The sequence below is a fragment of the Paenibacillus tepidiphilus genome (assembly GCF_008635795.1).
Classification (GTDB): Bacteria; Bacillota; Bacilli; order Paenibacillales; family Paenibacillaceae; genus Paenibacillus_AQ; species Paenibacillus_AQ tepidiphilus.
In genome coordinates, this window is sequence record NZ_VWRQ01000011.1 from 132,779 (window position 1) to 146,383 (window position 13,605).

Annotated in this window: 8 protein-coding genes; 2 read left to right on the plus strand and 6 right to left on the minus strand. The window is 55.3% G+C overall.

The annotated features are described in order from the left end of the window. Positions 1-63: 63 nt before the first annotated feature. The 5 genes from F1379_RS15685 to F1379_RS15705 all read right to left on the minus strand — a co-directional run bounded on the left by F1379_RS15685 (position 64) and on the right by F1379_RS15705 (position 9,931). Positions 64-885, minus strand: a complete 822-nt coding sequence (locus tag F1379_RS15685; protein WP_150271388.1) for a DUF2785 domain-containing protein — start codon at positions 883-885, stop codon at positions 64-66. Between the two features lie 813 nt (positions 886-1,698). Continuing rightward, entirely contained in the window at positions 1,699-4,434 is a 2,736-nt protein-coding gene (locus F1379_RS15690) for a choice-of-anchor I family protein (protein ID WP_150271391.1), read from the minus strand. An 8-nt stretch (positions 4,435-4,442) separates the two neighbouring features. Further along, entirely contained in the window at positions 4,443-5,831 is a 1,389-nt protein-coding gene (locus tag F1379_RS15695; RefSeq protein ID WP_150271393.1) for a lamin tail domain-containing protein, read from the minus strand. Positions 5,832-6,077: 246 nt separating this feature from the next. Next, positions 6,078-7,304, minus strand: coding sequence for an NAD-dependent epimerase/dehydratase family protein (locus tag F1379_RS15700; protein WP_203457111.1), 1,227 nt, complete (start codon positions 7,302-7,304; stop codon positions 6,078-6,080). Between the two features lie 242 nt (positions 7,305-7,546). Then, a complete protein-coding gene (locus F1379_RS15705) occupies positions 7,547-9,931 on the minus strand; it encodes a glycoside hydrolase family 95 protein (protein WP_150271395.1) in 2,385 nt (794 codons plus the stop codon). A gap of 535 nt (positions 9,932-10,466) precedes the next feature. Here F1379_RS15705 and F1379_RS15710 point away from each other — a divergent pair. Then, positions 10,467-11,288: an AraC family transcriptional regulator gene (locus F1379_RS15710; protein WP_150271397.1), complete on the plus strand. Its 822-nt coding sequence runs from the start codon at positions 10,467-10,469 to the stop codon at positions 11,286-11,288. Between the two features lie 102 nt (positions 11,289-11,390). Here F1379_RS15710 and F1379_RS15715 read toward each other — a convergent pair whose 3' ends face one another. Further along, complete coding sequence (locus tag F1379_RS15715) at positions 11,391-12,443, minus strand: Gfo/Idh/MocA family protein (protein ID WP_162551179.1); 1,053 nt, start codon at positions 12,441-12,443, stop codon at positions 11,391-11,393. Positions 12,444-12,725: 282 nt separating this feature from the next. On the opposite strand from F1379_RS15715, the gene F1379_RS15720 reads away from it, so the two are divergent. After that, positions 12,726-13,601 (plus strand): AraC family transcriptional regulator, encoded by an 876-nt coding sequence (locus F1379_RS15720; RefSeq protein WP_150271401.1) that lies wholly within the window; start codon positions 12,726-12,728, stop codon positions 13,599-13,601. Positions 13,602-13,605: the final 4 nt, after the last annotated feature.

Consider the following 13,605-nt stretch of genomic DNA (forward strand, 5'->3'; position numbering starts at 1 on the left):
GCGGGAATTCCTTTAGCTATAGTTAAATTAGTTTAAATTAATATGTATTAAGAAGGTGTGCAATCAAGCGTAATAGACTTTTTCCACTTTATACAGGGTTTGCTCGATCGCCGGGCAGAGCGCGGCAGTCGTTTGGTAGAATTTGATGCGGAAGTATAAGCTCTTCAGGAAGTTTTTTATATTATTTTTTTGCCTGAAGGCGGTCAGGAAATCCGGGCTCTTCTCCACATTGCCAAAACGCTCAATCCATTGCTCCATCTCAGACTGGTTAAGGATGTTTCTGTTCAGCACACTCATAATGGCATTAACCATTCTCTCATCCTCCCCATCGGAGTAAACCCTTTCGGTTATGGTCATCTTATCGTAGGCCAGGCCAAGGATGGCGATAAGGTCGTCTCTGCCCAGCTCGGAGCATTGGGCCAAATCGTCCAAGGCATCTGCCGCATGCGCTACGGCGTGAGCCCAGCCTTTGACTTCGTCATACCCGCGGTAATCCCGCTCTTCCCGCACGTTGTAGAACACACTTTCTTTTATCTGATGAATTTGATCACTTACGAGGAACGGAGCTTCCCGGTGCTTGATGATGATAAGCGGCAGGACCAGCATGGAGAAGGAGCGGGTAAAGACAGAGTCTGAATCGGCCTCACCAATCTTATAGAGCAAGTGTTCAGGGTCCAGGACAATCGCCAGCAGCTGCTCCAGTTCACTTGCAGTCAAAGCGCCGTCCGGAATCCAGTGGGATAAGGTCGTATAAATGAGCTCATCGCGCAGCTCCGCATCCAAAGAACCGATGTTATTCATCATTTCTTGAACCAGCGTGAAGGTATCCAGAGGTGCCTGATAGTTATTCTCTTTGATTGTATATAATTTTTCTTTCAAATTCATTTCACACGCTCCTGCAATAATAGAATGAAGAATCGATGATAGTTATGTATTGATGAGTGTTTTGTACCTTGACCAAACCAAATCTAAGGATGGTAAGTGCCTATATCTCAAGCCTGTGAACAAGCTGACAAACCACAGTAAGTGCCTACATTCCAAGATGTGAACAAACTGACAAACCACACTGTTCGGCTGATCATATTCCTAAATGTAGGGTTAGTGGAAAATCGCCACTTAATTTCGCCTATTTGGAGATTTTAACCAGTCTAATTGGAAAATCGCCACTTAATTCGGGAGCAAATCGGTTCTCTCGCTCATTTCGACCCAATTAAGTGGCGATTATCGAACTAGATCACTGAAATCTGTAAAAACGGCAAAATTAGTGTTCGAAAATCGAACTATTTGTTTGCATTGGACGATAAAAGAGTAGATGTGGCATAACCCTGAGTCTGCTCCTTCCACTATAAGGTACTTGCAGGCGCGGACACAATTCATAATAGTATGAAAATGAGCATGAGTATGGGTTAAACATTCAAGTGTTGGTATTAGCATACAGTGGTGGTATAAGCATTCAGTGTCGGTATTTGCATTGTAAGTGTTGGTTAAGCGTACAAGTGTCGGTGTTATCATTCAAGCGTTGGTATTAGCATTCAAACGTAGAATTAAGCCAACTGTTTCTGTCACCCATAAAGAAGAGCGGCGATCCTCCTGTAACAGGAGAATCGCCGCTCTTGCTCGTCTGCATTTACTTGAAGTGCAGATTACGCTGGCTGTAGTATCCCAGTGAACAATCCGCTTCGCCTGCAGCTTGTTCCGTTATTGCACAAGCTTGAGCAATGCCGCCAGCATATGCGCGGTCTCGGCGCGGCTGGCGGAAGATTGCGGCGCAAACGCCACGCCGCCGCTTGCTGCGGTCCGGCCGGAGATGATCCCGGCCTGGCTCAAGGCCGCGACAGCCTCCGCAGCGTAGGCGCTGATCGCGCTCTGGTCGGCGAAGCTCCCGCCCGCCGAAACAGCCTGCGGCAGCGCCCAGCCCTGCTGCTCCGTCAACCGGAGCAGCATCACCGCGAGCTGCTCGCGGGTGACCTGGGCGCGCGGCGCGAACATGCCGCCGCCGGTGCCGTTCACGATGCCGTTATCCGCCGCCCAGGCCACAGCCTGGCTGTAATAATCGGCAGAGTGAACGTCCTGGAAGGCTGCGGCCGGGCCGGCGCTCAGGTCGGCTCCGGCCAGCCGGGCCAGCAGCAGCGCGGCGTCGCCGCGGCTGAGCGTGCCCTTCGGCGCGAACTGGTCTGCGCCGACACCGGAGATAATGCCGCGCGCCGCCAGCGTTGTAATGGAAGCCTCGGCGAAATTACCCGCAGTATCGCCGAAGGACAGCTTATGATATCCCACGCCGAACGTGGAGAAATGCTTCGTGCGGAACGTCAGCTGACCGGATGCTGCATTATAGCTGCTCACCGGCAGGGCTGACGGTTGCCCGCCGTCCGTAATGTAATACGCGGCCAGCGCATTACCATCTTCACCGGCTGCCGCCGTGTACGGGATGCTGACCTGCACGCTGCCGGGGCCGAAGCTGCTGACCGGCTGTCCGCCGGCCTGCAGGCGGAGTACCCGTACCGGGCGGCTGCCGATGACGCCATAGGCGGCTCCGGAGCCGGAGGATACGGTCAGCGTCACCGCCCCGCCGGCGCTGCCCGTCTGCACCGATGCCAGCGCAGCTGCGTCGAAGCTAACCTTGCCTTGTGGCGTATCGAAACCGACTTTGGCCTTGCTGCCGGAAGCCAGCAATGACCACACCGCTGCCGGAACCTGGACCTGCACCGGTCCGCCCGTAGCGCTGCCGGAGGCTTCTATCCGGAATACCAGCTCGCCGCTATCTCCTGCGGCAGTCTGCAGTGCCGCCTGAGCCGCAGCTTCCGTTACCGGGACCACAAGCGTACCGCTGGTATCGGTTGTACCTGTGAGCGGAACAATCACCTGGTTACCGCTCTGCGTAACACCGGTTAGTGCCGGAGTGGCGCTTGGCGAAGGTGCAGCCGAGGCCGGGCCGGTGTTCGTGCTTCCTCCAGGCGCTGCGGTAGGAGCAGGCGAAGGCGTTGCACTTGGCTCCGGTGTTGGCGTCGGCTGGGTCGTTGCCGCCGCAACTGTCACATCTGCCTTCGCTGCACCATACCCGTCTTCGCTGTATACAGACACGGTTACTGTACCCGCCTTCAGCGGAGTAACCTTTCCGTTCGGATCGATGGCGGCCACTTCAGCATCGGAGCTGACCCAGTTCAGGGTTCCGGCTGTGCCGCCAGACGGTGCTTCCGCTGTGACGTTAAGTGTAGCCGCTGCACCGCCTGCCGTAAGCGACAGCGCACTGCGGTCCAGCGTCAGCTTCGTCACATTGATCTGATAGACAGCGACGGTGCCGCCCACCTCATTGGCCACCAGCACCAGGGGCAGTCCAGTCGGACTCTCGTCTGCCGGAATGAATTCAATGCCCTCCGGACCAGTGTCGGTATTGAGATTATTCTTTGGCGTAAACTCACGCGAATTGGTGTAATTCACGAACTCCGGCTGCTCCGGGTTGGTCACATCATAGGTCATGATGCCGCCGATCCGCTCCAGTCCGGTGAAGGCCAGCGCCCGCTGTCCCACCTGGCCGATCTCCACGTACTCCGGCTCCGGGCCCTTTTTCGTGCTGCGGCTGTCCAGCGTTGTGTTGCTGTTGCTGGCATTGAAGTAGTCCGGCAGGCCTTCTCCGGTAATCCGCTCAAAATCACTGCCGCTGTCATAGACCTGTTTCATTGTGGCGGCGTTCCATACTGAGAACGACCGTGCCCCGTACATATAGATGCTGTCGTTGCCCATGTCTGTCATGGCCTCCACTTTGTCGTATGCCGTAGTGGAGTTCAGGAAAGCGGCAGCCGGAGAATCCGGATTCAGTGAAGCCTTCAGCTTGCCGACTGTGCTGGCGTTCTCTTTGCTGTCCCACTCTGTGGCATCGCCTTCGTTCGCCGTGAACAGATAGGTCTTGCCCTCCACCGTGTATTGGGCGATGCCATCCGGCATGTACACTCCGTAGAACGGCACATTCTCCAGTTGGATTTCGCTGTCATTCTTCAGATCAAGGGCGTTGCCCGGCTGGCTCAGGTCCTTGAAGCCGAGCCCCTTCACCCACAGCAGCTTGCCGGATGCGATGTCCAGAGCTGCAATGGCGTTATTCTCCTGCAGCGAGACATAGGCCGTCTTCTGATCATCGGCAAGTGTGATGAATTCCGGCTCCAGATCGCGTACCGCATCCTCCTTCGCACCGGAACCGGTAATGAGCTTCGTATCAGGGTCCACCGCGCCGCGGATATGGACGAGATCGTCGATCAGCTCCGGCTGGTCGAATTTCACGGCCGTAATGGCGCCGGTCTGTGTATCGACAATGGTCACGCTGCCTTCCGGGTCGCCTTCCAGTGTCCGCGGCTCCGCTTCATCGGCAGTCAGAATGTAGCGGCCGTCCGCTGTGTATTTGACCATATCGGGCTGCACGCCGGCCTGGTAGGTGGCCAGCACCTGGCCGTCTAGTCGAGCACGAGGATTTTGCCCGGAGCCATGGCATCCTCTTCCTGGACGGAAACGGCAATCCGCTTGGCGGCGGTATTGATGTCAATGCTGGTCAGGTCGCCGTAAGTGAAGCCGCCGGTCTCCGCGAGGGCTTCAATGTTAATGCTGGCCAGCTTCTCCGGCTGGCGGCCGTCCTTCAGATCGACGATATCGACCGTCGCCGGTTGCGTGGAGCCGTTCACCAGATAGAATCTGCCGTTATCCGGGTTGTACTTCACAATCTCCGCCACCCCGCCGTCGGCGTTGGTTGTGCCGACCGAATAACCTCCCAGCTTGGTGATGCTGATACGGTCCTCCGTCAGTACCGGAGCTTCGTTTACCGTAAGGGTAAGGCTGCCTGTGACATTAAGGCGGGGAACCGAGCTGTCGTATACCGAGTAAGTGACTGTGGTTGTTCCGGCTTCCAGCGGTGTACCGCTGATTACGCCGGTGCTGCCGTCCAGCGCCAGACCAGCGGGCAGGCCTGCTGCTTCCAGCGAATACGGCGCTATTCCGCCATAGACGGATAAGGTTGCCGTATAGGGCTTACCGGCTGCCGCCGCCGGCAGCGGCGTGCTGTCGACGCCAAGCTGCGGAACCACGGCGCCCCAGCTGCCGTCCTTGCTGCTGTGCGGCTTCATCACGAGCATATCTGCCGGACTGAGCGATTCAAAGCTGATCTGATCCAGATCGGCTTTGTTGTTGTCCGAATCCCGGAAATCATCGCGCCGGACCGATTTCTGTTTCGAAGTGCCTTCGGATTTGCCGGTTGGATAATCGGTTTCGTATCCGTCGATGACCGAACCATTGTCATTGCCGGCTGTGCCGATCATATCGACATACCCTTCCGGCTTGTCTGCAAACGGGTTGACGGAGGTCAGCAATCCGGAACTGCTCAGCAGCACTACCTTCATCCCTTTGTTGTAGAACACGGCATCCTCCCACACCTGGTCGCCTTGCCCGCTGATGTTCACCTGATAGGAAGGATTATTCTTGCTGTCGGTCACCAGATAAGAGGAGTAGGGCTGAATCGTTCCCGTCAGCTCCAGCTTGCTCCAAACACCCGGGTTCAGCGGATCGGAGTATTGCAGCGACCAGCCCTGCAGATTGACGGCAGCTGCGGTTGGGTTATACAGTTCGATGAATCCGTGGGAGAAATAGCCTCCGGTCGTATCGGCGTCCCCGCCTCCGTACACCTGGTTCACCATAATATGGGGAACGGTTACATCATAGCTGCCGTCCGCCGTGTAGGGTGTGCCGGGCAGTACAGCAGCCTCCGCACTCACAGGGCCTCCCGGGAGGGCGGTGCTCAGAACGAGCTCGGCTGCAAGCAGCAGAGTTAACACAGTTTTGCCGGTAGAATTCAAGTTTAGTTCACTCCTGTGCTACAGATTTTTATTAAATTTAAAAGTTTATAGCTTCTTGTACTCTAGTCAATGAATATTAACGGAGATGGCGAAATCGGATAGCGCAATGTAAACAATGTAAATTGCGCCGCTGCCGTCGCAGAGAGATTTTCCCGAAAACAAAAAAAGCAGCAATTCTCCCTGATAGGGAAGAACGCTGCTCTATAGCTATAATTCTTTTTCATCGCATGAGGGAATTGTGGCGGTCTACACCATCTCCTCGGGAATCGCAAGCACCCCCGGCTCCTGCCGCCTGGTCCATGTGCTCGTGGCAGGGATTTTGGAAATATCTGCAAAGCCCGCATATTTCTTCGCGATCTCGCTGATCTCCAGCATAACCCCTTCGTTCAGGGTAGTGGGAAGAAGCCCTTTGGATAAAAACAGATTATTGTTAACATGGAACTCATTCTCTGCCGGTTCCTGTCTTGGATTCGCCACGTACAGGATTTCACTGCCGGTCAGCCGGCTCACGAGCTCGGCCAAATCTTTGACCCGGTGAGTTTCGGTCATCTGGTTCATAATCAGCACCCGGTCTCCGGCTTCCGGGGGATGCTCCACGGCAAGCTGTATGCACCGTACCGTATCCTGGATGTGGATAAAAGCCCGTGTCTGCCCGCCCGTACCATGTACAGTGAGCGGATGGCCGACGGCCGCCTGGATCAGGAACCGGTTCAGCACCGTTCCATAATCTCCGTCATAATCAAAACGGTTGACCAGCCGTTCGTCAAGCAGCGTTTCCCGGGTATGCGTACCCCAGACGATTCCCTGGTGAAGGTCGGTGATGCGCAGCTTGTCATTCTTGTTGTAATACAGGAACAGCAGCTGATCCAGCGACTTGGTCATGTGGTACACCGAATCGGGATTCGTCGGATACAGAATATCCTGGTGGACCTTCTCTCCGGTCTCGGTCGTGACCTCCACCTCCAGGTAGCCCTCCGGAATTTGCATCTTCGCCGTTCCATACCCGTAGACGCCCATGGTTCCCAAATGGATCAGATGGATATCCAGACCGCTTTCAACGATAGCACATAGAACATTATGGGTAGCATTGATATTGTTGTTGACCGTGTAGCACTTGAGGCGTGGGGATTTCATGGAATAAGGTGCGGAACGCTGCTCGGCAAAATGAATAATTACATCGGGCTCCTCCTGCCGGATTATTTCCAGCAGACCGCTGTAATCTTCGGCGACATTCAGCAGGTAGTGGGGAATCCGCCGTCCCGAGACCTCTTCCCAGGCCTTAAGGCGGACGTCAATCGGCTGGATCGGCGTCAAGGAACTCGTCTCCAGCTCATGATCGATCTGTCTTCTGGAGAGGTTATCGATAATGATAACGTCATAACCCAAGCTGGACAGGTGGAGACTGGTCGGCCAGCCGCAGAATCCGTCCCCTCCGAGCACAAGGATTTTCCTGGGGGGAAGCATGCTTGTCATTGTTCATCCTCCTTTTGGCATTCTGTTAGCTTTTTGCTTCTATTACATGTAAAAAAGCAATACAGGGGCTATTTCGCCACTCTGCCGGATGCCATGCTGTAAAGGATGAAAAGCGCCGCTTACCCCGTTCCCTTCATTTTACAATTTGGTGTCAAAAAAGTGAACGCTAAAAAACAGATAAAAATATAAATAATAATACATCATGCAGCACTTGCAGATTATACCCGCCTTGATTACCGCAGTTAAATAATCGTAACTACATAGTGCTTCCCTGACGTTACAGGAAAATCCAAAACGCCGCCGGCAGAGTGAATGCCGTCCACCGGTTTGCCCTCTGTGGATATTTGCATGTTCCGGGCGGCAAGCAATCGGCAGTGCTGTGTCCGGGACGCTGTAATCACAGCCTTGGACAGCCTTCCGCTGCTCCACTCCACATCGACTGTGTAGCCCCCGCGGGCCCGCAGACCTTTCACGTATCCGTCCGGCCAGCAGTCAGGCAGCGCCGGCAGCAGCTCCAGGAAGTCCTGATGCGACTGCAGCAGCATCTCGGCGATGCCGGAGGTGGCGGCAAAATTGCCGTCGATCTGGAATGGCGGATGAGCATCGAACAGATTGGCATAAACCCCGCCCTCCGCCTTCCGGTGATGAGCCGGTTCGTTCTCCTTAACCAGGGTCAGCAGGTTGGTGATCAGCCGTTCGGCACGGTTGCCGTCCTTGAATCGGGCCCATAAGCCGATTTTCCAGCCAAGGCTCCAGCCCGTACCGTTATCTCCGCGGATTTCAAGCGAGGTTCTGGCCGCGCTGTAATATTCAGGCGCCGCCTTTTCGGAGATCAGCCTGCCGGGATATACGCCTACCAGATGGGACACATGGCGGTGATGCACATCCTCCTCCCGGAAATCCTCCGACCACTCCTGCAGGCGGTTTGCTTCTCCAATGGATAATGGGCGCAGACGTTTCCGCTGAAGCTTAAGATTCGCCGCAAATTCATTATCCATAAGCAGCCGTTCCGCCGCGGCCACGCAGTTGTCGAACAGTTCCGTGATCAGCGCTATATCCATCGCCGTTGCCGCGCCGACTGCATGTTGCTGATCCCCAACCCTAAACTTATGCTCTGGTGAAGTTGAAGGCGATGTTATGAGATAGCCTTCATGATCTTCAATCAGCCAGTCCAGACAGAAGAGCGCCGCCGCTTTCATGACCGGATAAGCTGTTTCACGCAAGAACTTATCGTCCAGGCCAAAAGCGTAATGCTCCCATAAATGCTGCGTTAGCCACACGGCGCCCATCGGCCAGAAAGCCCACACCGGATCGCCTGCCCCATAAGCGCCAACCGGTGCCGTCTGCCCCCACAGATCTGTATTATGATGCGCAACCCACCCCCGGGCGCCGTAATTGATTTCAGCGGTCTTCCTGCCGTTCACCGCCAGGCTGCCGATGAAATCCAGCAGCGGCTGATGCAGCTCCGCCATATTGCAGGTCTCCGCCGGCCAGTAATTCATTTCAGTATTGATGTTAAGGGTATAATTGCTGCTCCAGGGCGGACGTGTATCCTGATTCCATATTCCCTGCAGCGTGGCCGGCTGTGATCCCGGCCGGGAGCTTGCGATCAGCAGATATCTGCCGTAATGAAACAACAGCTCGACCAGCCCGGGGTCGCTGCTGCCGAATTCGGCAATCCGCCGGTCTGTCGGCATATCGGCAGGCGCCTTGCTCTCGCCGAGCCGCAATTCCACCCGGTTGAATAGTTGCCGGTGATCCTGCAGATGGGCTTGCAGCAAGTCTGCGTAACTCTTGCCAAGTGCGGCGGCAACGGCTGCGGCTGTGATGAGCTCCGGGTGGATATCCGGGCTGCTTGCCCGAAGGACTGGATCGAAGCTGGTCGCTGCGCTGAAGAGCAGAAGCGCTGTATTGGCGCCCGTAATCTGCAGGCCTGCGGCTCCCGAGCTGATGGTCCCGCCTTCCTGTACCACGGCAAGCCGTCCCTGGAATCTTAATCCTCTGGATGTGCCGGTTTCGCCGTAGCGGACAGGCTCACCGTCATCATGATAATTCGGATTCACATGCTCCGGTGCCTGGCCAAAGAGGATGTATTGGTCTTCGCCGGCCTGAGTCTCGTGGCGAAGCGGACTGTCCAGTGCGGCACGAAAGCTGAGCGCCCCTTCCCGGCTCGCCGTCAGCCGGACAATAAGAATCTGGTCCGGATACGATGCGAAGACCTCACGGGTGTACTGGACGCCGCCAAGCTCATATTGGACGGTGACAACGCCGGTCGAGAGGTCCAGCTTTTTGCGGTATGTCCCCCGGTTGGCAGCCTGTCCATGCTCCATAGTGATGTTCAGGTCACCCAGCGGAAGATAGGACTGGGTGTAGGGCCCCATCATCTCTTTACAGAGGCTGTCGGCCTCTTCATACCGCTTGTCTGCAATCAGCCTGCGGATTTGCGGCAGAACTTCCCTGGCCCTGGGATTGTTCCAGTCCCGGGGATAACCAGACCAAAGCGTATCTTCGTTCAGCGCAATCCGTTCCTTCTCTATACCGCCGAACACCATGGCTCCGAGCTTGCCGTTCCCCACAGGCAGCGCATCCGTCCAGTAGACGGCCGGTGTATGAAACTGGATATTCATCGACAATAAGCCTCCAATCGACTGGATATGGTTCTCTTCCATCCTAACAAGCTTAGACTGGATGAATGAATGTTCAATCTTAACTTTCTCTTGTACAAAACTATCAAAAAGGATGAGACACAGTGATTTAAGTGTTAGACTGAGAATATAAAAGATATGGGCAGTCGTTTCTTCGTTTCACAAAAGGCCGGTTTACAACATAAGGGGTCCTGTGTCAGCAGGGTACTAAGAAAGGAGAATTAATAAAGAGATTTTCTTTTGGATTTCTGATGTTGATTACCTTATTATGTGGCTGTAGCAGTAACGATCAAACTGAAAATTTATAGATGAGACAAGCCAATCCATCTGGTGGATGGGTGAGAATGGTTTTTTGGCCGGATATGTTTATTACATTAATGGGAACTTGGATCAGTTAGGTGATTACAAATTAAAGGTTTCTGACCTCATAGACTTAGTTAATCAGGTTATACAATAAGAAGACGAAGGTTTAACCTGAACTTCACGAATCAATACATACAAATATTAAGGTGGTCTTATGCACAAACGGCTGTTTCCGGTCCTGACCGAAAAGGATAAACAACTGCCCTTCTATCTTGTCGATGCGGGAGTCCATTGGAATCAGGAGCATATCAACAATCCGGACGGTTATCTGTATCAGTGGATTCAATGCGTGGAAGGCGAGGGTGAATTGCTTACCGGCGGGCGGACCTTCCGGGTCAAGGAAGGAACTGCAATGCTGCTGTTCAAAGGGGCTGCGCATGAGTATTATGCCGTCACCTCCTCCTGGGTCGTGAACTGGCTCGTCTTCGACGGTCATCAGGTGGAAGCTTTGTTGAAGCAGGCCGGGCTGCAGGCTTCGGGAGTGATGTATACGTCCAGGCCGGAGCTTTTTTTGGCAAAAATCCAGGGCATGATGGATCTCCAGCAGTCGGATTACGCCCTGAAGAATCTGCAGTGGTCCGCTCACATGTATACGTTCCTGACGGATGTTATCCAATTCGCCTCAACGACGCCGGATGCCAGCGCATCGAGCCTGAATCTCCGGCTGAAGCCGCTGCTGGATTATATCGACCGCAACTCCCACAAGCCGCTGACGCTGGAGGCTATGGCCGGGGTTATGGGGATTACGCCGCAGCATTTATGTACCGTCTTCAAAAAGACGACCCATATCCGGATCTTTCAATATATCCATTCGGTCCGGATCAAGAAGAGCAAGGAGCTGCTGCTGCAGCATCCCCTGATGCCGGTAAAAGAAATCGCCTTTCTGGCCGGTTTCGAGGACGCCAATTATTTCAGCACTGTCTTTAAAAAGCACGAGCAATTAACCCCCATTCAATACCGGAAGCTGTATTGTTAAGGCATTGAACGAAGAACGCCAACAAGACCGCCTTATACAGGGCGGTCTTATTTGGCCAGTCTGTTGGTGCCCAACTGCGCAAGGCGGCTGATTTCAGGTGCTTTACGGAGCAGTAACGGGTACACCTGAAGCAATTGCCGTCTCTATCGCCAGCGACAGGCGGACATCAACCAAGGCTTCGGTGAGAGAATAGAAGCTTGTACCGGTTCTGATGTAATCATCCATCCGGACGAGCGTTTCGGCAATCGCCAGCTCTTCATCGGACAGCGGAGCCGGGTAGAACGGGCTGATGTACAGCCGCTCGGAACCTGCCCACAGCTCCCGCAGCGACAATGGAGCCAGACTCCCCTCCATACCGTCCTGGATGCGGCGGATGGTGAGGGTGTCGAACATTCCGCTGTCCAAGCTGCGGGTCACCTCATTGTCCCGGATCTCTCCGTGCGAGCCACGGATCAGAACCCGGTTCTGCCGCAGGGGGGAGAAGTATTGCGAGCGCGTAAAATCATAGACGGCGCTCTTGCCGCCCTCGAAGGATAATAATGCAATGTCGTGCCGCTCCAGCTCCACTCCGTCTCCGGTATCCCGGCCCCGGACAGGCACCTCCAGCACCGGATGCGTGAACTGCTGGGCCACGATCCTGCAGCGTTCATCCCTAAGATCCAGCCAGCGGCGGATCAGCGCGATGCCGTGATAGCCGTGCCCTGCGGATACCTGCACATGCCGCACTTCGCCCAGGGCCCCGGAGCGGATTAGCGCGCTCCGGGCGGCATGATGCGGCAGCAGCGGATACTGCTCCGCTACCTGAATACGCGGGCTCTGCGCAGCGACTGCCTCCATCTGCCGCAGCGCGGCACTATCATGGGCCGGCGGCGTCTCGGCCAGCACCGGAATGCCGTGCGCGGCAAGCTCTGCCAGCACAGCGGGCGCGGCCGCTTTGGCGACAGCCGCCACCACAAAGTCGCAATCCCGTGCGAGCTCCTGCGGCGTCCGGCAGAGCCTGAGGCCCAGCCTAGCGGCAAGGTCGCGGTATTTGTCCGGATTGCGTACAACCACCCCGGCGGGCTCGAACCATTGCGGAAGCTGGCGGGCAATCCGCACATACTGCTCCCCGCGCCAGCCCAGCCCGATTAATCCAAAACGTATCGGTCTGCTCATCATACACCTCCATGCGGGCCCGGCTGCACTGCAAGCTGAAGCTGCCGGCGGCCGGTAGACCGGCCGGACACCCGCTACCTTATTATAGCTGCTGATTGCTTCCTGGGCACTGTTCGGCTCCTCGCGCCTAACACAATCACTCCTGTGTGCGAAGTTAACTTATACCTCAACATTACAGGAGCGCTGTACTGGCCACAATTCACGAAGTTCGCAACATAATGGACTATTCTCTTGTTTCGGTCTATACTATCTCTGATCCGACCGAAAGGAGTGTCTGTACCTGTGAAGAAAACCGAAGGCTTCGAATCGGAGAAAATCATCGTCCTCCCAGCGTATTTGCTGGAGCAAATTGTCGCCCACCCGCTGAACAAGAGACTGTACATAACGGATATCGGCTTTTTCCCGCGGGCACAGTATCATTACAGGGAGCGGCCGGAGGGCTGTGATACCTGCATTCTGATCTATTGTGCAGAAGGAAGAGGTCTTGTGACCATGAACGGCGCCCAGCATGTGCTGACCGATCGCCAGCTGATCGTCATCCCGGCAGATACGCCGCACTCATACTGGACGGAGAGCGAGCAGCCATGGACGATTTACTGGTTTCATTTCCAAGGTGAACAGGCCGGGGATTACTCTGCTCTGTTGAAGGGAGGGCTAGGGCCACTGACGCTTGCCGCCCCTGATTCCGACAAATTCATCTCGCTGTTCCACCAGTGCTTCGACCTGCTCTCGGGCGGGGCTTACTCCGCTTCGCACCAGATTCTCGCCATGCAGACGGCCGCCTACGCCATGAGCCTGCTCGGGCTGCTCCCGGACCGTGAGGACGAGGACCGTCAACGGCAATATATCGAATCCGCCATTCATCTGATGAATCTGAAACTGGAGGACAGCCTGACACTGGATGAAATTGCCCAATATACCCAGATCTCCAAGCAGCATCTCAATCATCTGTTCAAAAGCTCCGTCGGGTTTGCCCCGATCGACTACTATCTGCGGCTGAAGATGCGGCGTGCGAGCCAGCTTCTTGATCTCACTACGCTCAGCATCAAGGAAATCTGCCATGCCCTCGGCTTCAAGGACCCGTATTATTTCTCTCGGCTGTTCCGCAAGATCAACGGGCTCTCGCCCACCGATTACCGGAATAAGCTCAAGGGCTGAACGG